This window comes from Kutzneria sp. NPDC052558 (assembly GCF_044547355.1).
GTDB lineage: Bacteria > Actinomycetota > Actinomycetes > Mycobacteriales > Pseudonocardiaceae > Kutzneria.
On record NZ_JBIUAG010000016.1, the window covers coordinates 1 to 25,394 of the forward strand.

The 25,394-nt window shown below is 71.7% G+C and carries 7 protein-coding genes and 2 pseudogenes; 1 reads left to right on the forward strand and 8 read right to left on the reverse strand.

Features of this window, described 5'->3' with window-relative positions; genetic code table 11:
* Positions 1-183 precede the first annotated feature (183 nt).
* The 8 genes and pseudogenes from ACIG5F_RS27000 to ACIG5F_RS27035 form a co-directional block, all read right to left on the reverse strand.
* Positions 184-1,248 carry an HAD-IIIC family phosphatase gene (locus tag ACIG5F_RS27000; protein WP_396522071.1) on the reverse strand — a complete coding sequence of 355 codons (1,065 nt, stop codon included), beginning with the start codon at positions 1,246-1,248 and terminating at the stop codon, positions 184-186.
* The gene (locus tag ACIG5F_RS27005) at positions 1,245-2,351 is read right to left on the reverse strand and encodes an acyl-CoA dehydrogenase family protein (protein ID WP_396522073.1); all 1,107 of its coding nucleotides are present in this window, start codon (positions 2,349-2,351) and stop codon (positions 1,245-1,247) included. The genes ACIG5F_RS27000 and ACIG5F_RS27005 overlap by 4 nt, the downstream gene beginning before the upstream one ends.
* Positions 2,344-2,598 carry an acyl carrier protein gene (locus ACIG5F_RS27010; protein ID WP_396522075.1) on the reverse strand — a complete coding sequence of 85 codons (255 nt, stop codon included), beginning with the start codon at positions 2,596-2,598 and terminating at the stop codon, positions 2,344-2,346. Before ACIG5F_RS27010 ends, ACIG5F_RS27005 begins: the two co-directional genes overlap by 8 nt.
* Complete coding sequence (locus ACIG5F_RS27015) at positions 2,595-3,455, reverse strand: 3-hydroxyacyl-CoA dehydrogenase family protein (RefSeq protein WP_396522077.1); 861 nt, start codon at positions 3,453-3,455, stop codon at positions 2,595-2,597. Before ACIG5F_RS27015 ends, ACIG5F_RS27010 begins: the two co-directional genes overlap by 4 nt.
* Positions 3,452-5,149 (reverse strand): type I polyketide synthase, encoded by a 1,698-nt coding sequence (locus ACIG5F_RS27020; protein ID WP_396522079.1) that lies wholly within the window; start codon positions 5,147-5,149, stop codon positions 3,452-3,454. The genes ACIG5F_RS27015 and ACIG5F_RS27020 overlap by 4 nt, the downstream gene beginning before the upstream one ends.
* Positions 5,146-14,322: pseudogene (locus ACIG5F_RS27025) on the reverse strand (SDR family NAD(P)-dependent oxidoreductase); the annotation flags it as partial. The pseudogene ACIG5F_RS27025 and the gene ACIG5F_RS27020, both read right to left, overlap by 4 nt.
* 92 nt (positions 14,323-14,414) lie before the next feature.
* Positions 14,415-18,911, reverse strand: a pseudogene (locus tag ACIG5F_RS27030) (SDR family NAD(P)-dependent oxidoreductase); the annotation flags it as partial.
* A 33-nt stretch (positions 18,912-18,944) separates the two neighbouring features.
* The gene (locus tag ACIG5F_RS27035) at positions 18,945-23,870 is read right to left on the reverse strand and encodes a beta-ketoacyl synthase N-terminal-like domain-containing protein (RefSeq protein WP_396522425.1); all 4,926 of its coding nucleotides are present in this window, start codon (positions 23,868-23,870) and stop codon (positions 18,945-18,947) included.
* A 640-nt stretch (positions 23,871-24,510) separates the two neighbouring features.
* Between ACIG5F_RS27035 and ACIG5F_RS27040 the strand changes: the two genes are divergently transcribed.
* Positions 24,511-25,185, forward strand: coding sequence for a Crp/Fnr family transcriptional regulator (locus tag ACIG5F_RS27040; protein WP_396522081.1), 675 nt, complete (start codon positions 24,511-24,513; stop codon positions 25,183-25,185).
* Positions 25,186-25,394 lie beyond the last annotated feature (209 nt).

A 25,394-nucleotide genomic window follows, 5' to 3' on the forward strand; every position in this document is an offset into this window, starting at 1 on the left:
AAAACCTCCGCCACAAACCGGGTCAACTCGTCATTGAGCGACTCCACCTGACCAAGATCCACAGCACAAGATCAAACCACACTCCCTGACAAAGTACTGTTCGGTGTCATGAAGGGGCCCTTCCTCACGTTCAACGTCAGTATGGGGCCCTTCATGACATCAAAACCGCTGCTGAGGCGGGAGCTAGACCGGGGCGGCGACGTCGGTGGCCACCACGGTCACCGTGGGTGAGGGCTGCTGGCGGGACGGGATCAGGTGCAGGCGCTGGATGTCCTCGCCGCCGGCGACGGCGGACCGGCAGGCGCAGTCCTGGTCGTCGAAGCCGGCGAACCGGTAGGCGATCTCCATCATGCGATTGCGGTCCGTGCGGCGGAAATCGGCGATCAGGTGCACGCCGGCCCGGGCGGCCTGGTCGGTCAGCCAGGACAGGATGGTCGAGCCGGCGCCCCAGGTGACGACCCGGCAGGACGTGGCCAGCAGCTTGAGATGCCAGGCCGGACCCAACTTCTCCAACAGCACGATGCCGACGGCGCCGTGATCGCCGAAGCGGTCGGACATGGTGACGACGAGCACCTCGTGCCGGGGATCGGTCAGCAGGCCCCGAAGTGTGCTGTCCGAGTAGTGCACGCCGGTGGCGTTCATCTGGCTGGTGCGCAGCGTGAGCTCTTCCAGCCGGGTCAACGCCTCCTCGCCGGCCGGGTCGATGGTCATGCGCAGCTCCAGCGACCGCAGGAACTGCTCGTCCGGCCCGGTGAACTCGCTGCGGGCGGCGGTGCGCCGCTGCCCGGCCTGGTACATCTGCCGCCGCCGCCGGGAATCCACCGTGATGGACGTTGGCGTGAACTCGGGAAGGTCCATAAGGGACAGTGCGTCCTCGGCCCGGTAGCACCGGACCTCGGGTAGCGCGTAGGCGACCTCGGCCCGCTCGGCCGCCTGGTCGTCGACGAAGGCCACCGTGTCGAGGGCGAAGTTGAGCTCCTCGGCGATCTCCCGCACCGACACCGACTTCGCGCCCCAGCCGATCCGCGGGGTCAGGAAGTACTCGGCCACGCCCAGCTTCTCCAGCCGGGCCCAGGCCAGGTCGTGGTCGTTCTTGCTGGCCACGGCGTGCAGGATGCCCCGCCCGTCCAACTCGGCCAGAACCTCCTTGACGCCTTCGGCCAGTTCTACGTCGCCGTCCTCGAGGAGAGTGCCACGCCAGAGCGTGTTGTCCAGGTCCCACACCACGCACTTGACGACCTTGCTCACGCGCGCTCCCCCTTCCGGCTGACGGCGTGCTGCGCCAGCAGCAGCCGGCACAGCTCGCTGCTGCCCTCGATGATCTCCATCAGCTTGGCGTCCCGATAAGCCCGTGCGACAACGTGCCCGTCCAGGCTGCCGGCCGAGGCCAGGACCTGCACGGCGGTCGCCGCGCCGGCGGCGGCCTGGGTGGCGCTGACGTGCTTGGCCAGCACGGCGGCGGTCACCATCTCCGGCGATCCCTCGTCCCAGCACCGGCTCGCGTGCTCGCAAGCCCGCCGGGCCGTCTGCTCGGCCACGTACAGATCGGCCAGGTGTCCGGCGACGAGCTGGTGGCTGGCCAGCGGCTGGCCGAACTGCTCGCGCCTGGCGGCGTGCCCGGTCGCGGCGGCGAGGCAGGCGGCGAGGATGCCGACACAGCCCCAGGCCACCGACATCCGGCCGTACGCCAGCGCCGAGGTCACCAGCAGCGGCAGCGCCGCGCCGGCCCCGCCGAGCACGTTCTCGGCCGGCAAGCGAACGCTGTCAAGCCGGATGTTGGCGTGGCCGGCGGCCCGACAGCCCAGGGGATCGACGATCCGCTCGATGGTCACGCCCGGCGCATCGGCCGGCACCAGCGCGGCGGCGGCCCCGTCCTCGTACCGTCCAAACACGACAATCACGTCGGCGTAGTGGGCGGCCGTCGTCCAAACCTTGTGTCCGTTGACCATCACCTCGTCACCGTCGGCGGTGATCGTCGTCTCCATGGCCGACAGGTCGCTGCCGGCATGGCGTTCGCTGAAACCGACGGCAGCGAGCGTGCCGGTGGCCAAGCGCCGCAGGTGATTCTCACGCTGGCGCCGGTCGCCCAGGCGTTGGATGGTCCAAGCGGCCATGCCCTGCGAGGTCATGACGCTGCGCAGGGAACTGCACAGCCGGCCGACCTCGGCGGTGAATTCGCCGTTCTCCCGGCTGCTCAACCCGAGTCCGCCGTGCTTGACCGGAACCTGCGCGCACAGCAGGCCGTTCTCGCCCAGCTTGAGCAGCACGTCCGCCGGCAGCAGGCCGGTGCGGTCCCACTCGTCGGCCCGGTCCCCGACCAGATCGCCGACCAGCGCGGCCCGATCAGTCATCGGTCTCGAGCCGCAACCGGGCCACCAGCTCGGACATCGCCGTCACCGTGCGGAAGTTGGCCAGTTGCAGGTCCGGCCCCGCCACCTCGATGTCGAACGTGCTTTCCAGCTGCACCACCAGTTCCATGGCGAACAGCGAGGACAGCCCGCCCTCGGCGAACAGGTCCCGGTCCACGGTCCACTCCTGGCCGGTCCGCTCGCGCAGGAAGGCCAGCAGCTTGTCCTGGACCTCGGTGTTCGTGCTCATGACAGCGCGTCTCCGTACTCGTAGAAGCCACGTCCGGTCTTGCGGCCGAAGTGGCCGTCGCGGACCTTGGACAGCAACAGCTCGCAGGGCCGGCAGCTCTCGTCGCCGGTGCGTTCGTGCAGCACCCGCAGGGAGTCGACGAGGTTGTCGATGCCGATCAGGTCGGCCGTGCGCAGCGGGCCGGTGGGGTGGCCCAGGCAGCCCTGCATCAGGGCGTCCACTTCGGACACCGAGGCGGTGCCCTCCTGCACCACCCGGGCGGCGTTGTTGATCATCGGGTGGAGCAGCCGACTGGTCACGAAGCCGGGCGCGTCGCTGACGACGATCACCTTGCGCCGCCAGGACTCCAGCACTCGGACGGCGGCCTGTTCGGCGGCATCGCCGGTGCGGCGGCCGCGGGCCAGTTCGACCGTGCTGATCAGGTACGACGGGTTCATGAAGTGCACGCCGAGCAGGTCCTCGGGCCGGGCCACGGCGTCGGCCAGCTCGTCGATCGGGATTGAGGACGTGTTGGTCACCACCGGCGTGCCGGGCTTGACCGCGACCGCGACCCGTCCGAGCACCTCGGCCTTGAGGGCAGCGTCCTCGGTGATCGCCTCGATCACGGCCAGCACCGGGCGGGCGGCAAGCGCCTCGGCCAGGTCGACGGACGTCGTCAGCTCGGCCGGCTTGACGCCTTCCGGCGCGGCGCCCATCAGCTGGGCCATGCGCTGGCCCTTGGCGATGGTCCGGCGGGCGGCGGTCAGCGCTTCCTCAGTCGTGTCAACGAGAGTCACGGGTGTGCCGTGCACCAGGGCGAGGGTGGCGATGCCCGTCCCCATCACGCCGGCCCCCAGGATCACCAGCGCGTCTGTCATCGAGCCTCCTTCTCCAGCCAGAACCGTCGGCGCTGGAAGGCGTACGTGGGCAAGGCCACGAGCCGCCCGTCGGATACGTCCATAGTGGAATCGTCAGTGCCGTGGCCGTCGGCCACGGCGGCCAGGCCGTTCAAGAGCGATGCGGTGTCCACACCGGACACTGTGGCCCGGTGGGCCAGCTTGGCCCGCCGGGACAGCGAATACGCCACGTCGACCGGGTCCAGGTCCTCGTGTTTGGTGCAGTGCTCCAGCAGCCGAGCCGCCTGCGCGCGCAACGCGTCGGGGGTGTGCCCGGACAGCGGCCAGACGATGGTCGTCGGGGCGGGCTTGGCCGGCGCTGGTTGCTCCGGCTCGGGTTGTTCCAGGAGCACGTGGGCCAAGGTGCCGTTGACGCCGAACGCCGACACCGCCGCCCGGCGCGGCTTTCCGGTGGCCGGCCAGGGTTCCGCCTCGGTGAGCAGTCGCAGCGCACCCTCGGACCAGTCCACCTGCGGGGTGGGTTGGTCGACGTGCAGGGTGCGGGGGAGCAGCCCGTGACGCATGGCCTGGACCATCTTGATCACGCCGCCGACCCCGGCCGCTGCCTGTGTGTGGCCGAAGTTCGACTTCATCGAGCCGACAAGCACCGGATTGGCCCGCTGCTGGCCGTAAATCGTCAGCAGCGCGTTGGCCTCGATCGGGTCGCCGACCGGGGTCGCCGTGCCGTGCGCCTCCACGGCGTCGACCTCGGCCGGCGTCAGGCCGGCGTCGGCCAGGGCGGCTCGGATCAGCCGCTCCTGGGACGGCCCGTTCGGCGCGGTGAAGCCGTTTCCGCTGCCACTCTGGGCCACCGCGCTGCCGCGCACGATGGCCAACACCGGATGGCCGTTGCGCCGCGCGTCGGACAGCCGCTCGACCACCACGAGGCCGATGCCCTCGCCCAACCCCATGCCGTCGGCCGAGGCGGCGAACGACTTGCAGCGGGCGTCGGGGGACAGGGCGTCGTCGTAACGGGCGCTCTCCTCGAACATCTCCGTCGTCGCCATCACCGCCACCCCGCCGGCCAGGGCCAGTGAGCATTCGTTGCGGCGCAAGGCCTGTACGGCCAGGTGCAGAGCCACCAGCGACGAGGAGCAGGCCGTGTCCAGGGACATCGTCGGGCCCTCGAAGCCGTAGGTGTAGGCCAGCCGGCCGACCGCGATGCTGCCGGCGCTGCCGAAGTAGGTGTGCCCGGCCACCGGCGCCGGCCGGGGCAGCCGGTAGCTGTAGTCGTGGAAGATCACCCCGGCGTACACGCCGGTTCTGGTGCCGCGCAACGAGGCCGGGTCGATGCCGGCCCGCTCGAACGCCTCCCACGACGTCTCCAGCAGCAGCCGCTGCTGTGGATCGGCGGCCAGCGCCTCGTCGTCGGTCAGGCCGAAGAACTCCGGGTCGAAGTCGGCGACGTCGTGCAGGAAACCGCCGCCGGGCAGGCCTTCGGTGTGCCAACCCCGGTCGGCGGGCACGGCCCCGATGGCATCCCGGCCCTGGGCCACGAAATCCCAGAGCTCGTCCGGCGTCGTGACACCGCCGGGGAACCGGCAGGCCATGCCGACGATGGCCACCGGTTCGTCCCGGCGCGAGGCCTGCTGCTTGAGCCGCTCGTTCTCCCGCATGGCCGCCCGCAGCGCGGCCGCCAGTCTGTCGACATCGACGCTCTTGGGATCAACGGTCACGAGCGGTCGCCTTCCAGGGCCAGATCGATCAGCGCGGACAGGTCCATCGAGTCCAGGCCGTCCGCTTCCGGGAACAGTTGCCCGCGAAGGAAACCGGCCATGGTGACCGGCGTGGGGTGGTCGAAGGCCACGGTGGCCCGCAACCGCAGGCCGGTGGCCGCGCCGAGGCGGTTGCGCATCTCGACCGACGTCAACGAGTCGAAGCCGAGCTCCTTGAACGTCTTGTCCGGTATGACCTCCGCGCCCGAGGCGTGCCCGAGCGCGCCGGCCACGACCCCGCGCACCAGCTCCAGCAACGCCTCCTCCTGCGCGGCCGGGCTCAGGCCGGCCAGGCGCTCGGCCGGCGAGGCCTCGTTTGCCGCCACATCCTGGACGATGCGACGGGCAGTGGTGCGGATCAGGTTGCGCAGCACCGAAGGCAGCGGCGTGACGTTGGCGCGGGCCCGCAGCACCGCGTGGTCCAGCCGCAGCGGGAACACCACTGGCTGGGTCCCGCTGATCGCCGCGTCGAACAGCGCGAGGCCGTCGGCGGCGGAGATCGGCAGCACTCCGGTGCGGGCCATGCGGTCGGTGAGCCCGCCGCGATCCAGGTGCCGGGTCATGCCACTGGCCTGGGACCAGTAGCCCCAACCCAGGCTGACCGCCGGCAATCCGCTGGCTCGGCGTTGGGCCGCCAGGGCGTCCAGATAGGCGTTGGCCGCCGCGTAGTTGCCCTGGCCGGCGCCGGCCAGCACCGACGCCGCCGAGGAGTAGAGCACGAACGCCTTCAGCGGCTGGTCCTTGGTCAGCTCGTGCAGGGCCAGCGCCGCATCGGCCTTGGGCCGCAGCACGGTGTCGATCTGCGCCGGGGTCAGCGCCGTGACCAGGCCGTCGTCGAGCACACCGGCGGTGTGGATCACGGCAGTGAGCGGGCGGTCCACCGTGGCCAACAACTCGGCCAGCGCGGTCCGGTCGGCCACGTCACAAACGGCGATCCGCACCTGGGCCCCGGCGTCGGTCAGCCCCGCCGCCAGTTCCGTTGCGCCCTCGGCGTTTTCGCCGCTGCGGCTGACCAGCAGCAGGTGCCGAACGCCACGGTTGGCGACCAGGTGCCGGGCCAGCAGGCCGGCCAGGGAGCCGGTGCCGCCGGTGACCAGGACCGTGCCCTCGGGATCGAACGGCTCGGGTTTGCTTGCCGGTGCGGCCATTCGGACCAGCCGAGGCGCGAGCAGTCGGCCATCACGGATGATCACCTGGGGCTCGGTGGTCGCCGCCGCCGGCGAGACGTCGCTGCCGTCGGTGTCGACCAGGAGGAACCGGTCCGGGTGCTCCGACTGCGCGGACCGGATCAGGCCCCACACCGGGGCGTGCGCCAGATCGGTCACGTCATCGGTGGGCACGGCCCTTCGAGTGACCACCGCGAGCCGCGAATCGGCGAACCTCTCCTCGGCCAGCCACTTCTGCACGGCCGCAGCCGCCTGGGCGGTCGCCGCGTGGGGATCGGTCGCGTGCAGGGTGAGGAACACCAGCGGCGGAACGAGACCGATCGCGTCCAGGTCGTCGACGAGCACGTGCTCCGGAATCGTTGCTCGTGACGGAATGTGGACGAAGTCCAGGCCGTACAGGGAATCGCTCACTGACGCCGGCTTCGGCGCGCCGTAGGTCAGGGATTCCACCGACGCCACCGGTTGGCCGAACTGGTCGGCCAGCTGCACGGAGACGGCGTTGTCGCCGATCTTCGTCGTCCGGACCCGCAGGGCCCGGGCCCCGGCGGCGTACAGCGAGAACCCTTGCCAGTGAACGGGAATCCGGTCGGTCGACACGGCGGCGGCCAACAGCGCGGGGTGGATGAGGAACCGGTTGTCGTCCTCGTCGATCCGCACTTCGGCGAAGGTCTCGTCGCCGTGCCGCCACATCCGGTCGCCATCCAGGACCGCGCCCGGCGGCGGCCATTCGGTCATGTCGAACTCCGGCACGGCCGCGCCGACCGCCAGCACACCCGTGGCGTTGGCCACCCACGCCTCGCCGTCGGCCTTGGAGTGCAAGGTGAAGGCTCGGCGATCCTCGGCGTCGGCCGACCCGATCCGAAGTTGGAGCTGACGGGCCCCTTCGGTCGGGACCACCAGCGCAGCGCCGAGTTCCAGCTCGGCCAGGACATCGCAGCCGACCTCGTCACCGGCCCGAATGGACAGTTCGACCAAGGCCGCGGCCGGCAGCGTTTCCCCGGCCGGCCACGGCTGGTTCGCGGCCAGCCGCCCCTGCGCCACCAAGCCGTCGCCGTCGGCCAGCGACAGCGTCGAGGTCAGCAGCGGATGGCCCAGCGGGCTGTCCTCGACCTGCTGCCCGGCGTAGTCCGGCCAGAACCGGCTGCGCTGGAACGGATACGTCGGCAGCTCCACCCGGCGGACGCTGCCCTCGGCGAAGGTCGCCGACCAGTCCGCCGGCACGCCCCGCACGTGCAGCTCGGCCAGCGCGGTGAGCATCCGCTGGCGGCCGTTCTCGTTGCGCCGCAACGACCCCAGGACCGTCGCCGTGGGCGCGGCCTCGTCGAGGATCTCCTGGATCGGCACCGCCATGGTCGGATGTGGGCTCACCTCAAGGAAAATCCGGTGCCCGGCGTCGAGCAGCCCGTGGACGGCGTCCTCGAACCGCACCGGCTCCCGCATGTTGGCCAGCCAGTACGCCCCGTCCAGCGTGCCGGCGGCCTGACGGGAACCGGTGACCGACGAGAAGAATGGGACCGATCCCGGCCGAGCGGTGACCGGGGCCAGCACCGCGGCTACCTCGTCCCGGATGCGGTCGACCTGGTCGCAGTGCGTCGCCACCGAGGACGCCACCACACGGGCCCGGATTCCCTCGGCGGTCAGCTCCGCCACCAGCTTCTCCACCGTCGCCACATCACCGGCGACGGTGACCGAGGTGGGGGAGTTCACCCCGGCCACGCTCAGCGCACCGCCGAAAGCCGCGAGCCGGTCCCGGATCCGGTCGACCGGCAGCGAGACCGAGGCCAGCACTCCCTTGCCCACCAAGTGTTCCTGTAACAACCGGCTGCGCAGGCCGACCACGCGGGCGGCGTCGGCGAGGTCGATCTCACCGGCCACGTAGGCGGCGGCGATCTCGCCCTGGCTGGACCCGGTCACGGCCGCCGGCGCCACGCCCCACGACCGCCACACCGCCGCCAGCGACACCATCACCGAGAACAAGGTCGGCTGGAGCACGTCGATCCGGGCCAGCGGCGGCGCGTCCGGCGCACCCCGCACCACGTCCAGCACCGACCAGCCCAGCAAGGACTCGAACGCCGCCGAGCACGTCGTCAGCTCGGCGCGGAACACCGGCGAGGTCTCCAGCAGGTCGCGGCACATGCCTTCCCACTGGGAACCCTGGCCGGGGAACACGAACACGACCTCGGCCTCGCCCCGGGCCACGCCGCGCACGACGTTCTCCGCCGCCGCGCCGGAAGCCAGCGCCGCCAGCCCGGCCCGCACGTCACCGCCGACGATCACGGCCCGGTGATCATGCGTAGTTCGCGTCGTGGCCAGGGAATAGCCGACGTCGGCCGGCCTGAAGGCCGTGACCGCTTCGTCCAGACCGGCGGCCTGGGCGGCCAGGGCTTGATCGGTCTTGGCCGACAACGGAAGCGCGACGATCTCGTCCGCCGGGGCCTGGGGCACAACGGGTTCCGGGGTCGACACCTGCTCCACGATGATGTGGGCGTTGGTGCCGGACAGGCCGAACGAGGAGACGCCGAACCGGCGCGGATGCCCGGTCGCCGGCCAAGGCCGGGCCTCAGTCAGCAACTCCACGTTTCCGGCGGTCCAGTCCACGTGCGGCGTCGGCTCGGCGACATGCAGGGTCTTGGGCAGCACCCCGTGCCGCATGGCCAGCACCATCTTCATCACGCCGGCCACCCCGGCCGCCGCCTGGGCGTGGCCGATGTTGGACTTCAGCGACCCCAGCCACAGCGGGGTCTCCCGGTCCTGGCCGTAGGTGGCCAGAATCGCTTGCGCCTCAATGGGATCGCCGAGCTTGGTGCCGGTGCCGTGGGCCTCGACGACGTCGATGTCGGCGGCGGTCATCCCGGCGTCGGCCAGCGCCGCCCGGATCACCCGCTGCTGTGACGGACCATTGGGCGCGGACAGGCCGTTGGACGCCCCGTCCTGGTTGACCGCGCTGCCGCGGATCACCGCCAGCACCTCGTGGCCGTTGCGCTCGGCGTCGGACAGCCGCTCCAGCAACAGCAGCCCCAGGCCCTCGGAGAGCACGGTTCCATCGGCGTCGCCGGAGAACGCCCGGCAGACCCCGTCGGCGGCCAGCCCCTGCTGGCGGCTGAACTCCACGTAGCTGAGCAGGGACGACATGGTGGTCACGCCGCCGGCCAACGCCAGCGGGCATTCGCCGTGCCGCAGCGCCTGCACGGCCAGGTGGATCGCCGACAGCGAGGACGAGCAGGCCGTGTCCACGGTCATCGCCGGGCCCTCCAGCCCGAATACGTAGGCGACCCGGCCCGACATAACGCTCGCGGCGTTACCGACGCCGGCGTAGCCGCCGGTCAGGTCGTCGCCGCGCAGCACGTGGGCGGCGTAGTCCTGGATGTTGCTGCCCACGAACACGCCGGTCCGGCTGCCGCGCAGCGTCGCCGGGTCGATGGCCGCCCGCTCCAGCAGCTCCCACGAGGCCTCCAGCAGCAGCCGCTGCTGCGGGTCGATGATCAGCGCCTCACGCGGGTTGATCTCGAAGAACGCCGGGTCGAAGTCGGCGAACCCGGCCAGGAAACCGCCGCGCCAGACATAGGACTTGTTGGGCGTGCCCGGCTCGGCGTCGTACCAGCTCCGGTCCCAGCCCCGGTCGGACGGGAACGAGCCGACCACGTCCCGGCCCTCGTCGACCAGCTGCCAGAGCTGCTCGGGTGAGGTCACGCCGCCGGGGAACCGGCAGCTCATGGCCACGATCGCGATCGGCTCGTCGACGGCCCTGGCGACCGTGGTCGCGGTGACCGGCTCGTCGGCCTCGCCCAGCAGCTCGGACCGGATGAAGCCGGCCAGCGTCTCGGGGGTGGGGTAGTCGAACACCAGCGTGGCCGGCAGCCGGAAGCCGACCTCCGCATTGAGCCGGTTGCGGACCTCGACTGCCGTCAGCGAGTCGATGCCCAGATCCTTGAACGGCCGCTTGGGCGACACCGCCTCGGGGCCGGTGAATCCGAGGACCAGCGCCGCGTGGCCGCGCACGAGATCGAGCAGCGCCCGGTGGCGCTCGGGCGCGGACAGGGCCAGCAACCGTTGCCGCAGTGGGGAATCCGCCTCCGTGTCATCGGATTCCAGGAGCCGCCGGGCCTCCGGCACGCCGAGCAGCAGCGGGCGCGGCCCGGCCGAGGCGAAGACGGGAACGAACCGCTCCCAGTCGACCTCGGCCACCGTCACGGTGGTCTCGTCGTGGGCCAGGGCCTGCCGCAGCGCCTCGCAGGCTACCGTCGGGCGGAGGAAACCCGTGCCGCGCAACCGGTGTTCGGACTGGTCGCCGCCGATGTCCCACAGCCCCCAGGCGATCGAGGTCGCCCGCAGCCCCCGGGCCCGCCGCCGCTGGGCCAGCGCGTCGAGGTGGGCGTTGGCGGCGGCGTAGGCGGCGTGATCGCCGCTGCCCCAGACGCCGGTGACCGAGGAGAACAGGACAAACGCGTCCAGGTCGTAGTCGAAGACCTCGTCCAGGAGCTCGGCGACGCCGGCCTTGGACACCACCACCTCGGCGTATTCCTCTTGTCTCAGCCGGGTTATCGGCGCCAGCCGACCGAGGCCGGCGGCGTGCACCACGGCCCGGATCGGCGCGAACGCCCGCAACAGGGACGACAGCTCGTCGCGGTCGGTGAGGTCGTGGTCGATGACGCCGAGCTCCGCGCCGTGCTGTTCGAGCTCGGCCCGGAGCTCCTCCTGATCGGGCCCGGCGCCGGCGAGCACGATGCGCTCGGCGCCCTCGCGGGCCAGCCACCGCACGACGTGCGAGGTGACCGGGCTGCCGTCGCCGGTGACCAGGATCGTGCCGGCCGGCTGCCAATCCCGGCTCGGGGGAACCGATCCGAGCGGCGCCCGCCGCAACCGTCGCATGTGGACATTGCCGTCGCGGATCGCCAGCTGATCCTCTTGCCGGGCGTCGGCCAGCACGGCGCGCAGCCGGGCCAGCGTCTGGTCGTCGAGTTCGTCGGGCAGATCGACCAGGCCGCCCCACAGCTGCGGGTGTTCGAGGGCGACCACCCGGCCCAGACCCCAGATCTGGGCCTGTTCCGGCCGTTGCGTTTCGCCGTGCACCGACACTGCGCCCGAGGTCAGGCACCACAGCCGCGTGTGGCCGCCGACCAGCGCCTGCACCACTTCCAGCACGCCGAGTGCCGGCAGCAATGCCACAACGTTGTCGTAGCCGGGGAGTGTGTCGGTCCCGAACCGCACCTCGGCCCCCAGGGCCTGGGCGATGGCCTCGGCCCGCTCGTCGCCCGGGGTGGCCAGCACCAGCCAACTGCCGGTCGGCGCGGCCTCGGCGTGCGGGAACTCCTCCCAGGCGACGCGATACCGCAGTCCGTCCACAATGGATGGAGCGGCCGATGTGCCGGCCTCCAGCCAGTAACGCTGCCGCTGGAAGGCATAAGTGGGCAAGTCGACATGGTGACCGGCCACCGGCCAGGTCACGTCGACGCCGCCGACGTACAGCTCGGCGACACTGCGCTGGAACCGGGACTCGCCGCCGTCGTCGCGGCGCAGCGTTCCGGTGACCAGGGCCTCGATCCCGGCCGCCTCGGCGGTCTCCTGGATCGCGGCCGTCAGCACCGGATGCGGGCTCATCTCCACAAAGACCGTGTGCTCGGCTCGGAGCAGCGCATCGACGGTGTCGGCGAAGCGCACGGTCTGGCGAAGATTCCGGTACCAGTACTCGGCATCGAAGGTCGACGTGTCGACAACGTCACCGGTCACCGTGGACCACAGCGGTGTCGTCGCGGCGACCGGCGTGATCGACGCCATGGCCGCCAACAGCCGGTCCTTGATCGACTCGACCTGCTCCGAGTGCGAGGCGTAGTCCACGGGAATGCGCCGGACCCGAACCTCCGCCGGCTCCAACTCGGCGAACAGCTCGTCCAGCGCCGCCGGCTCGCCGGCCACGACGACCGCCGTCGGCCCGTTGACTGCCGCGACCGAGATTCGGCCTTCCCAGCGGCGAATCCGCGCCGTCACGTCGTCCACGGCGAGCGCCACCGACATCATGCCGCCGCGCCCGGCCAGATCCTCGGCGATGGCCTGGCTCCGCAGGACCACCACCGCCGCCGCGTCGTCAAGACTGAGCGCACCGGCCACACAGGCCGCCGCAATCTCCCCTTGAGACGAGCCCACCACCGCGTCCGGCTCGACCCCGTACGACCGCCACAGCAAGGCCAGCGACACCATCACCGCGAACAGCGCCGGCTGGACCACATCGACCCGCTCCAGCAGTGCGGAATCGGCCAGCACCTCCCGTAGCGACCAGTCGACCAGCCCGTCGAACACGGCCTCGCACTCGGCCATCCGCTCCGCGAACACCGGCGACTCGGCCATCAGCTCGACCGCCATGCCGGCCCATTGCGCGCCCTGACCGGGGAAAACGAAGACGGTCTTGCCGCGTTCGGGCGCGACAACACCTTGCACCAGCCCGTTGGCCGGCCGCCCGTCGGCCAGGGCAGCCAGCGCCTCACCCCGGCCATCGGCCAGGATCACCGCCCGGTGCTCGTGACTGTCCCGCGTCGTGGCCAGGGAGTAGGCGATGTCGGTGTCGTTGGGGTCCACAGCCTGCACGTGGGCGAGCAGGCGCGAGGCCTGGGCCTGGAGGGCGGCGGCGGAACGGCCGGAGAGTACCCACGGGGCGGTGGTTTCCCCGGACGCGACCGGCTCGGCCGAGGCCGGCGCCTGCTCGATGATCACGTGGGCGTTGGTGCCGGAGATGCCGAACGCGGACACGGCGGCCCGGCGCGGGCGGTCGACGGTCGGCCACGGCTGGGCCTCGGTCAAAGGGGACACGGCGCCGGCGGACCAGTCGACGTGCGGCGTGGGCTGCTCGATGTGCAGGGTCTTGGGCAGCACCCCGTGCCGCAGGGCCTGCACCATCTTGATCACGCCCGCGACGCCGGCGGCGGCCTGGGCGTGACCGATGTTGGACTTGACGGAACCGATCCACAATGGACGGTCAGCCGGGCGGGCGCGGCCGTAGGCGGCCAGCAGGGCCGAGGCCTCGATGGGGTCGCCGAGGGTGGTGCCGGTGCCGTGGGCCTCAACGGCGTCGACGTCGGCAGGGGAGAGGCCGGCGCTGTCCAGGGCGTCGCGGATCACCCGTTCCTGGGCGGGACGGCTGGGCGCGCTGAGGCCGTTGGACGCGCCGTCCTGGTTGATCGCGGAGCCGCGGATCACGGCCAGCACCCGGTGGCCGTTGCGCTCGGCGTCGGAAAGCCGTTCCAGCACCAGCATTCCGACGCCCTCGGCCCAGGCCATGCCGTCGGCGGAGGCGGCGAAGGCCTTGCAGCGGCCGTCCGCCGCCAGGCCACGCTGCCGGCTGAACTCGATGAACCCGCGAGCGGTGGCCAACACCGCCACGCCGCCGGCCAATGCCAGCGTGGACTCGCCGCGGCGCAGCGACTGGGCGGCCAAATGCAGCGACACCAACGAAGACGAGCAGGCGGTGTCCACGGTGATCGCCGGGCCCTCCAGCCCGAGCGTGTAGGCGACCCGGCCCGAGGCCACGCTCATCGCGTCGCCGGTGATCAGATAGCCGGAGACCTCCTCGGCCACGTCCTGATCACGGGTTCCGTACCCCATGTAGCACATGCCGACGAACACGCCGGTGCGGCTGCCCCGCAGCGCCGACGGCCGAATTCCGGCCCGTTCCAACGCCTCCCACGACGCCTCCAGCAGCTGGCGCTGCTGCGGGTCCATGCCCAGCGCCTCGCGCGGCGAGATGCCGAAGAACTCGGGGTCGAAATCCGCCGCGTCATGGAGGAAACCGCCGTGCCGGACGTAGGTGCGGCCGGGCTTGCCGGGCTCCGGGTCGTACAGCGCGTCGAGGTGCCAACCCCGGTCGCCGGGGGCCTCGGAGATCACGTCCACGCCGTCGGCGACCACCCGCCACAGGTCCTCGGGCGAGCCGACGCCGCCGGGATAGCGGCAGGCCATGCCGACGATCGCGATCGGCTCGCGGTCGGCCTCCTCCAGCTCCCGCACCCGCCGGCTGGCCTGGCGCAGCTCGACCGTGGCCTGCTTGAGGACGTGGCGGAGCTTCTCCTCGTTCATGAGATGCCGAACTCCTTGCTGAGCACGTCGAACACGTCCTCGTCGGCGGTCAACTCGTCGTCGGCGGACGGCCCGTCGTCGAGGGTTCGCAGCAGCGCCCGCAGCCGGGCCGCGACCTCGGTCCGGATCGCCCCGTCGGGTTCGGCGGCCGCGATCGTGGCCTGGAAGCGCTCCAGTTCCTGGAGAAGGTCCGTCGGCTGGTCCTCGGGGACGAGCTCGGAGACCAGGTGTTCGGCCAGCCGCGCCGGGGCCGCGTGGTCGAACGCCACCGTGACCGACAGCCGCAGGCCGGTCGCCGTGGTCAGGCGGTTGCGCAGCTCGACCGCGGTCAGCGAGTCGAAACCGATGTCCTTGAACGCCTGGTCGGCCCGGACGTCGTCGGGCGAGTCGTGGCCGAGCACCGCCGCGGCCTCGGTCCGGATCAGGGTCAGCACCGTGCGCAGCCGGTCGTCGGCCGACAGCGGCGCGAGACGCCCCCGTAGCCCGGGATCCGTTGTCTCCTCGACGTTTCCGTCGATCGCGCGGGCCGCTTCCGGGATCTCGGTGAGCAGCGGGCTCGGCCGCCGGGCGGTGAAGCTGGGGGCGAACCGGTCCCAGCGCACGTCGGCCACCGCCACGCAGGCCTCGCCCAGGGCAACGGCCTGTCGCAGGGCCAGGATGTTGAGCTCCGGGGCCATCGGCGGAAGTCCAACGGCGTCAAGCTGTTCCCGCTGCCCCGGGGCGGAGGCCATGCCGCCGCCGGCCCAGGAGCCCCAGGCCACCGAGGTCGCGGCCAGGCCCCGGGCGCGGCGGTTCTCGGCCAGCGCGTCGAGATGGGCGTTGGCGGCGGCGTAAGCGCCCTGCCCGCCCGCGCCCCACACGCTCGACAGCGAGGAGAACAGCACGAAGGCGTCGAGTTCCTTGTCTCCCAACAGTTCGTCCAGGTGCGTGGCGCCGATGGCCTTGGACGCCATGGTCGCCGCGATGTCGTCGGCGGCCAGGTCGTTGATCGGCACGGCCTCGCCGATGCCGGCGGCGTGCACCACGGCGGTGAGCTCACCCGGCAGTTTTGCCAGCAGGGCTTGGAGTTCGTCCCGATTCGCGACGTCACAGGCGGTGATCGTGGCGGCGGCCCCGAGTTCGGCCTGAAGCTCGGCCGCGCCCGGGGCGTTCGGGCCGCGCCGGCTGGCCAGGACCACGTGCTCCGCGCCATCCCGCACCAGCCACCGGGCGATGTTCGCCCCGGCCGCGCCGGTGCCGCCGGTGACCAGCACCGTGCCGCGCGGCCGCCATTCGCCGACGGCACGGTCGGTGGGCAGCGGCGCGTGGCGCAGGCGTCGCACGAAGATGCCGGCCGGCCGGATCCGGATCTGGTCCTCGGGACCGGACAGCACCGCCGCCAGGCGTGCAGCGACGGCGTCGTCCACGTGTTCGGGCAGGTCGACGAGGCCGCCCCACCGCTGCGGGTGTTCCAGGCCGATGACCCGGCCGAGCCCCCAGACCTGGGCCAGCTCCGGCTTGGTCGCGGCCTCTCGGGTCAGACACCACAGTGGACGGTCGATGCCGGCATCGCCTAATGACTGGGTCAGAGTCAGCGTTCCCGCCAGCCCTAGCTCCGCCACCACGATGTTCACGTCCACACCGGACAGTGCCGCCGCCAGCTTCTCCCGGTTGGCGATCTCCAGGTCGATCACCCGCGCGCCTTGGGCGATGAGCCCCCGCCGCACGTCGTCGGAACCGGTGTCCGACACCAACAGCACCGTGCCCGGGTTGACCGGTGCGGGATCGGCGATGCCTTGCCAGTCGACCCGGTAGCGCCAGCGGTCCACTGTGGACACCGAAGCGTGGTTGAGTCGCGGGGCCTCCAGGAAGAACCGTCGGCGCTGGAACGGATAGGTGGGCAGGTCGACCCGGTTGCCCGGCGTCGGCCAGGTCACGTCCACGCCACGGACGTGCAGCTCGGCGGCGCTGGCCAGCATCCGGCGCGGGCCGTTGGTGTCGCGGTGCAGGGAGCCGACGGCGATCACGTCCCGGTCCAGGGCCTCGGCCGTCTGCTGCACCGCCACGGTCATCACCGGATGCGGGCTGACCTCGACGAACGTGCCGAAGCCTGCCTCGGTCAGCTGCTCGACCGCCGACCGGAACCACACCGTCTGGCGCAGGTTGCGGAACCAGTAGCCGGCGTCCATGGTCGGCCCGTCCACCCACTGACGGTCTACAGTGGAGTAGATCGGCAGCTTCGGGGTCAGCGGCGTGACCGGGGCCAGCACCTCGGCCAACTCGGCCCGGATCTCCTCCACCTGGCCGGAATGGCCGGCGAAGTCCACTCCCGGCAGCTGCCACCGCATCAACTTGGCCTTGGACAACGCCTTGTTCAGCTTGGACAGCGACTCGGCGTCGCCGGCGACCGTCACGTTGGCCGGACCGTTGACGCCGGCGACCCACAGCCCCGCGTCCCAGCGGTCCGACAGCTCGCGGACCTGCTCCTCGGGCGCGAGCACGGTCTGCATCGTGCCGCGTCCGCGCAGGGCCAGCAGGGCCCGGCTGCGCAGCGCGACAATCCTGGCCGCATCGGACAAGGACAGCGCCCCGGCGACGTAGGCGGCGGCGATCTCGCCCTGCGAATGGCCGACCACGGCGTCGGGCCGCACGCCCAGCCACTCCCACATCTTGGTCAGCGCGGCCAGCATGGAGAACAGCACCGGCTGCACCACGTCGACCCGGTCCATCGACGGCGCACCGTCGGCGCCTCTGATCACGTCCAGCACCGACCAACCCGTCAGCGGCTGAAGCGCTTCGTTGCAGGCGGTCAGCTCGTCGCGGAAAACCTCGTTGGACGCCACCAGGTCCCGGCCCATGCCGGGCCATTGCGTGCCCTGGCCCGGATACACGAACACGATCCGGCCGGTGTCGCCGGCAATCCCGGGCGTGAGCCCGGACAGGCCTTCGGTGAGCTCTGCCCGAGTGTCGCCGATGACCACCGCGCGGCGCTCGAATCTGGCCCTGGCGGCCAGGGAATGCGCGATGTCGGCCGGGTCGGCGTCGACCGTGCGCAGCCGTGCGACCTGATCCTGGAACGCGGCCTCGGATCGGGCCGACAGCACCCAGGTCATCGGCGTCGGCACGGCCCGGGCGGAAGTCTCCTCGGCCTGCGGCTGCTCCAGGATGATGTGGGCGTTGGTGCCGGAGATGCCGAACGCGGAGACGGCGGCCCGGCGCGGCCGGTCGGCCTCGGGCCAGGGCTGGTGCTCGGCCAACAGCTCGATGGACCCGGTGCTCCAGTCGACCTGGGGCGAGGGCGCGTCGATGTGCAGGGACTTCGGGAACGTCCCGTGCCGCATGGCCTGCGCCATCTTGATGACGCCGGCGACCCCGGCGGCGGCCTGGGTGTGGCCGATGTTGGACTTGACCGAGCCCAGGCGCAGGGGACTGGCGCGCTGCTGGCCGTAGGTGGCCAACAACGCCGAAGCCTCGATGGGATCGCCGAGGGTGGTGCCGGTGCCGTGCGCCTCGACGACGTCGATGTCCGAAGTGGACAGACCGGCGTCGGCCAGGGCTTGGCGGATGACCTGTTGCTGGGCCAGGCCATTGGGCGCGGTCAGGCCGTTGGACGCGCCGTCCTGGTTGATGGCCGAGCCGCGGATCAGGGCGTGGACGGGATGGCCGTTGCGCCGGGCGTCGGAAAGCCGTTCCAGCACCAGCATTCCCGCGCCCTCGCCCAGCCCGACCCCGTCGGCGGCCGCGGCGAAAGCCTTGCACCGGCCGTCCGGCGCGAGGCCGCGCTGCCGGCTGAACTCCAGGAACGCGGTGGGCGTGAACATCAGCGTGACACCGCCGGCCAGGGCCAGCGAGCATTCGCCGCGACGCAAGGACTGCACGGCCAGATGCGCCGCCGTCAGCGACGAGGAGCAGGCGGTGTCGACGCTGACCGCCGGCCCCTCCAAACCGAAGGTGTAGGACAGTCGGCCGGACAACACGGCGAAGGTGTTGACAGTGCCCAGATAGCCCTCAAGCTCCGGCGGCGCGCCGGGCAGGCGGCTGGCGTAGTCCTGGTACGTGGCGCCGACGAACACGCCGGATCGACTGCCCCGCAACGAGGTCGGGTCGATGCCGGCCCGCTCCAGCGCCTCCCAGGCGATCTCCAGCGCCACCCGGTGCTGCGGGTCCATGGCCAGCGCCTCGCGGGGCGAGATGCCGAAGAACTCCGCGTCGAAGTCGGCGGCGTCGTGCAGGAAACCGCCTTCCGTGCTGTAGGTGCGGCCGGGCTGGCTCGGGTCGGGGTCGTACAGGCCGGCCACGTCCCAGCCGCGATCGGTGGGGAAGCCGGACACGGCGTCCACACCGTCGGAGACGATCTGCCACAGTCGCTCCGGCGTGGCCGCCCCGCCGGGATAGCGACAGGCCATGCCCACGATCGCGATCGGCTCGCGGTCGGCCTCCTCCAGCTCGCGCACCCGCTCCCGGGCGCGGCGCAAGTCGGCCACGGCCCGGTTCAGGTAGTCGCGGAGCTTCTGTTCCTCATGCATGGCGGGTCGCTCTCCAGTGCGTCATGACGAGCCGAGCTCGCGGTCGAGCAGCGCGAACATCTCCTCGTTGCTGACCGAGGTGATGTCGTCGCCGGCGGTCGGCTCGATCCGGCGCAGCAGGGTGCGCAGCCGGTCGGCCAGCGCGACCCGGGACTCGTCGTCCAGCGTGTCCACCGACAGCTCCAGCTGGGCCAGGTCGTCCCGCCGGTGGAACTCCTCGGCGATGTGCGCGGCCAGCTCGGCCGGCGTGGGGAAGTCGAACACCAGGGTGTCCCGCAGGTTGCGCCCGGTCGCGGCCCGCAAGCGTTTGCCGAGCGTGGTCACGGTCAGCGAGTCGAAGCCGAGCTCCTTGAACGTGCGGGTGTCGGCCACCACCCCGGCGTGGCCGAGCACGGTCGCGACCTCGGTGCGGACCAGGTTGCGCAGCACCCGGCCGCGGTCCTCGTCGGGCATCGCGGCCAGCCGGTCGGCCAGCGACCGGTCCGGCTCCGGCAGTCGGGACGCCGAGTCCTCCGGCCAGAACCGGGTGTGGGTGAACTGGCGGGTGGGCGCCGGCGGCGCGGGGAACTCCGCCGGCTCTTCGAGGATGAGGTGGGCGTTGGTGCCGGAGAAGCCGAACGAGGACACGCCGGCCCGCCGTGGCCGGTCCTCGACCGGCCACGGCACGGACTCGGTGAGCAGCTCCACCGCGCCGGCCGTCCAGTCCACTTGGGATGATGGCCGGTCGACGTGCAGGGTCTTGGGCAGCACCCCGTGCCGCATGGCCTGCGCCATCTTGATGACGCCGGCGACTCCGGCCGCCGCCTGGGCGTGGCCGATGTTGGACTTCAGCGACCCCAGCCGGAGCGGGGTGACCCGGTCCTGGCCGTAGGTGGCGATCAGCGCCTGGGCCTCGATCGGGTCGCCCAGCACGGTTCCGGTGCCGTGGGCCTCGACGGCGTCCACATCGGACGGTCGCAGGCTGGCGTTGGCCAGGGCCTGGCGGATCAGCTGCTGCTGGGCCAGGCCGTTGGGCGCGGTGATGCCGTTGGACGCGCCGTCCTGGTTGACCGCGGAGCCGCGGATCAGGGCGTGGATGGGATGGCCGTTGCGGCGGGCGTCGGAAACCCGTTCCAGCAGAAGGAAACCCACACCCTCGGACCAGGTGGTGCCGTCGGCCGCCTCGGCGAACGACTTGATCCGGCCGTCGGCGGCGAGACCCCGCTGCTGGCTGAAGGCGATGAACGGCTCGGGCGTGGCCATCACCGTGACGCCGCCGGCCAGCGCCAGCGGGCACTCGCCGCGACGAAGCGACTGGGCGGCAAGGTGAATCGCGACCAGGGACGACGAGCAGGCGGTGTCGACGCTGAGCGCCGGCCCCTCCATGCCGTAGGTGTAGGCCACCCGGCCGGACAGCATGCTGCCGGTGGTGAGGTATCCGACCGCCTCCGGCTGCTGCCGCAGCAGCTGCGCGTAGTCGTTGCGGTCGGCGCCGATGAACACGCCGGATCGGCTGCCGCGCAGGGATTCCGGGTCGATGCCGGCGCGCTCGAACGCCTCCCAGGTGGTCTCCAGCACCAGTCGCTGCTGCGGGTCCATGGCCAGCGCCTCGCGGGGCGAGATGCCGAAGAACTCCGCGTCGAAGCCGGCCACGTCGTCGAGAAAGCCGCCGGACCGCGAGTAGGAGGTGTACGGGTGGTCGGGGTCCGGGTCGTACAGGGCGTCCAGGTCCCAGCCGCGATCAGCCGGGAATTCCGAGATCAGGTCCAGGCCCTCGGCCACCGCCCGCCACAGGTCCTCGGGCGAGCCGATGCCCCCGGGATAGCGGCAGCTCATGGCGATGACCGCGATGTCCTCATCGTCCACAACGGACTCGTCTACCGGAGCCTGCTCGACTGTCGTTGGCGCGCCGAGGAAACCGGCGAGGCTGGTGGCGGAAGGGTGGTCGTACAGGGCCGTCACCGGCACCGCAGTGCCGGTCGCCTCGGCCAGCTGCTCGGACAGCAGCATCAGCCCGATGGAGTCGAAGCCCAGGTCCTTGAAGGCCAGGTCCGGGGCCACCTGGTCGGGGGAGTCGTGGCCGAGCACGTCGGCCATCTCCTTCAACACCACGTCGAGCAGGCCCGCCGGCGCTTGAGGGTCGGCCGGTTCCGCCACGGTCGGCGCAGTGGCCTCGGCCTGACCCGGCCGGGAGCCGTAGTTCAGCCAGAAACGCTTGTGCTGGAAGGCATATGTCGGCAGTGGCACGATCCGGCCGGTCAGCACTGCTCCCCAGTCGATCGCCACGCCGCGCACGTGCAGCTCGCCGAGGGCCGCGAGCATCGACCGCGTCTCCGGCTGGAGTTTGGTCGACACCGGTACGACCGCCGCCGAGCCCGTCGGCAGGCATGCCTGGGCCATCGCCGACAGGGCGCCGGACGGCCCGATCTCGACGAAATCGGTCACGCCCTCGGCGTGCAGCCAGCGCACACTGTCGTGGAACCGCACGGCTTCCCGGGCATGCCGGACCCAGTACTCGGCGTCGACCACCTCGACCGGGTCGCCGGTCAGGTTCGACACCAGGGCGATCTGCGGGGCCCGGAACTCGATCTGCTCGGCGACGGCCCGGAACTCGGCGAGCATCGGCTCCATGCGGGCCGAGTGGAACGCGTGGCTGACGTTGAGCCGCTTGCACTTGTCCGGCAACCGATCCGTCACCGCCGACACCGCGTCCTCGTCGCCGGACAGCACCACGGCCCGGGGGCCGTTCACCGCCGCGATATCGACGCCGTCACGCAGCAGCGGGCGGACTTCCTTCTCAGACGCCTGGACGGCGACCATGACGCCGCCGGTCGGCAGCGCCTGCATCAACCGGCCGCGCGCCGTCACCAGCTTGACCGCGTCCGGCAAGGAAAGCACGCCGGCCACATGGGCGGCGGCCAGCTCACCGATCGAATGCCCGGCCACGAACTCCGGCGTCATGCCCCAGTGCGCCAACGACCGGAAAGCCGCCACCTGGAAGGCGAACAGCGCCGGCTGGGTGTACTCCGTCTGGTCGAGCCGATCGGTGTCGGACCCGTACACCACGTCCCGCAGCGCCGGGTCGAATTGCCGGCTGACCTCGTCGAACGCGGCGCGGAACACCGGAAACCGTTCGCGCAGCTCAAGTCCCATGTGCGGGCGCTGCGATCCCTGGCCGCTGAACAGGAACGCCACCCGTCGCTCCGCGCCGGTGACCCGCGGGGGCGTCGGTCCCAGCGCGGACAGCCCTCGTACCAGACTGTCACGGTCGGCCGCGAGCAGCACCGCCCGGTGCTCGAGGGCGGATCGGCTGGTGGCCAAGGACAACGCGACATCGTCGAGCCGCAGCTCCGGGTGATCATCCAGGTGCGCGACGAGCCGACGGGCCTGCTCCGGCAGCGCCGCCGCCGTTCGGGCCGACAGCACGAACGGCCGCAGCACACGGGTTTCCTCGACCGTGGGCGGTTGATCCTCGGCCGGGGCCTCTTCGACGATCACGTGCGCGTTGGTGCCGCTCGCACCGAAGCCGGACACGCCGATCCGACGCGGCTGGTCACCGCGCGGCCACGGCCTCGCCTCGGTCAGCAGCCGGACCGAGCCGGCCGACCAGTCCACGTGCGGCGACGGCGCGTCCACGTGCAGGGTCTGCGGCAGCGTCTCGTTTCGCAGCGCCAGCACGGACTTCACCACGCCGACGACCCCGGCCGCCGCCTGCGCGTGTCCGATGTTGGACTTCAGCGAGCCCAACCACAGCGGCTGTGAGCGGTCCTGGCCGTAGGCGGCGATCAGGGCCTGGGCCTCGATTGGATCACCGAGCGCGGTCCCGGTCCCGTGCGCCTCGACCGCGTCGACGTCGGCCGGCGTGAGGCCGGCGTCGGCCAGCGCCCGCCGGATCACCCGCTGCTGCGAGGGGCCGTTGGGGGCGGTCAGGCCGTTGGACGCGCCGTCCTGGTTGACCGCGGAGCCGCGGATCACGGCGTGCACGGGGTGGCCGTTGCGGCGCGCGTCCGACAGCCGCTCCAGCACCAGCATGCCCGCGCCCTCGGCCCAGCCCGTGCCGTCCGCCGCGGCCGCGAAGGACTTGCACCGCCCGTCCATGGACAGCCCGCGCTTGCGGCTGAATTCGGTGAACACGCCAGGGCTCGTCATCACCGTCGCACCGCCGGTCAGCGCCAGCGCGCATTCCCCACGGCGCAGCGAGTGGGCGGCCAGATGTATCGACACCAGCGATGCGGAACAGGCCGTGTCCACGGTTATCGCCGGCCCGGTCAGCCCGAGTGAGTAGGCTATTCGCCCGGAAGCCATGCTCGTGAACGAGCCGGTGAGCGCGTAGCCCTCGATCTGCTTCGGGGCCCACTCCATTCCGCGCTGGTAATCCTGGTAGATGATGCCGGTGAACACCCCGGTGTCGCTGTCGCGGAGACCGGCCGCGTCGATGCCCGCGTTCTCGATCGCCTCCCAGGCGATTTCCAGCAGCAGCCGCTGCTGCGGATCCATGCCCAGCGCCTCGCGCGGCGAGATCCCGAAGAACTCCGCGTCGAATCCGGCCGGGTCCCGCAGGAAACCGCCCTGACGGGTGATGGATGTGCCCGATCGCGTCGGGTCGGGGTCGTGCAGATCCGGGTCCCACCCGCGGTCGGCCGGGAACTCGCCCACCGCGTCCACGCCGGCGGCGACCAGCTCCCACAGGTCCTCGGGCGACTCCACGCCGCCGGGCAGGCGGCAGGCCATCCCCACGATGGCAATGGGTTCCTCGGCCGGGGCCGGCGCCGGGCCGGCCGCGTCGGCGGCGGCCGGTCCGGCCGGCTCCGCCACCAGCACGCCCAGTAGGTATTCCACCAGAGATTGGGGGTGCGGGTAGTCGAAAAGCACTGTGGCCGGTATCTTCAGCCCGAGTTCCGAGCCGAGTTCGTCCCGGAATCGACTGGCCCGGTCGCGGCTGACACCCATTCTCCGGAACGGGACCATCGGGCCGAACGCGTCCGATCCGACGAGTTGGCGCACCACGCCCAGGACGGAACGGCGGCGTTCCGCGTGCGACATTCGGTCCAGTCGATCCCGCACGGTCCTCCCGTAGTCGACCATGCAGCCACACGCCTTCTATTCATCGGACTTCGCCCCCTGCGGTCAAAGAGTGCATGTGACCGGATCCGCAGGCAAGGGACAGCATCTTGACAGGTGAACAACGGGCATGCTCTCGGGTGGTTCGGTCACCGCCGGGTCGCGGGCATTGAGTCCTTCGGGGGCTGCTGGTAACATAACGCCCCAATCTCGCGGATGTTCACGTTTGGGCAGGTTTGCGCGGCTTTTTGTCCCCCGCGGCCGTTGGTGGCAGATTCGGACGCTGTCGACGGATCCTCTGGGAAGGGCGGCCCACAGCTCCCCGGAAGTGCGACCGGACGTGTGACCAGAAACGCGGCCATGGCGGTGACGGCGATCATCGCGGCGTGCGCGGCGCCGGCGATCCGACGGCCGTGACCAGCTTCACCTGCGCCAGCACCTACTCCTAGCCTCGGCCGACCGGACGAAGCCGGCATCTCGGCCCTCGTCGAGCTTGAGTCGAGCGGATCCGCGTTCGCCGGCCGCCGACCGGCGCTACGGTGACCGGATGGATGATCCGGTCACCGGGAGTCTGCTCGCCTATCTCGCCGCCGCGGACCGGGAACACCTGGTGGGCGGCGGCGTCCGCCGGGCCTACGCCGCCGACGAGGTGCTCATCCGCGAGGGCGATCCGGCCGACTTCGTGCACGTGATCATCGCCGGCTGGGTGCGGGTGTCCACGGTGCTGCCCGACGGCCGGGAACTGGTCTACGCCCTGCGCGGTCCCGGGGATGTGTTGGGGGAGTTGGCCGCCCTGCACGGTTGGGACCGCACCGCCTCGGTGCGCAGCATCGAGCCGACCACCGTGGCCCAGCTGACCGCCGCCCAGTTCCAGGCCGCCCTGCGGGCCCGGCCCGAGACCGGCATCGCGGTGATCAAGACGCTCGCCTACCGCCTGCGCGAGGCCGAGTTGGCCCGGGTCGGGGCCGTGCACCTGGACATCAGCCACCGCCTGGCCCGCCACCTCGCCACCCTGATGGCGGAGCGCGGCCGGCCGTCGGCCGAGGGCATCGTGATCGCGACGCCGTTCACCCAGGAGGAGATCGCCAACCAGCTCGGGGCCTCCCGCCGCGCGGTCGCCCGCGCCATGGCCATGCTCCGAACCCGGGGAGTCCTCACCACCGCCCGCCGCCGCATCGTCGTCAGCCGCCCCGACGTGCTGCGGGCGCTGGCCCGGCGCTGAGTGCCACATGGCACATTCGCGCCGTGCCGCGCGGCGCTGATCGGAATTCCTCTTTCTCCCATGCTGAACGCAGGTCGGATTCGCCGCAGCGAATTCCCGGCCTCGTTCGGAGAAAGAGGGAGGGAATGTCATGGAGAGTCACCTCATCGTGCTGATCGCCGGCCTCGTCCGGCTCTGATCGGCGCATACCCTCGCGACGCCCGCCGACC

Excerpts from the sequence above, each read along its gene's own strand:
- ACIG5F_RS27005 (WP_396522073.1), bottom strand. The coding sequence starts at position 2,351 with ATGACTGATCGGGCCGCGCTGGTCGGCGATCTGGTCGGGGACCGGGCC.
- ACIG5F_RS27010 (WP_396522075.1), bottom strand. The coding sequence starts at position 2,598 with ATGAGCACGAACACCGAGGTCCAGGACAAGCTGCTGGCCTTCCTGCGC.
- ACIG5F_RS27015 (WP_396522077.1), bottom strand. The coding sequence starts at position 3,455 with ATGACAGACGCGCTGGTGATCCTGGGGGCCGGCGTGATGGGGACGGGC.
- ACIG5F_RS27035 (WP_396522425.1), bottom strand. The coding sequence starts at position 23,870 with ATGGTCCCGTTCCGGAGAATGGGTGTCAGCCGCGACCGGGCCAGTCGA.
- ACIG5F_RS27040 (WP_396522081.1), top strand. The coding sequence starts at position 24,511 with ATGGATGATCCGGTCACCGGGAGTCTGCTCGCCTATCTCGCCGCCGCG.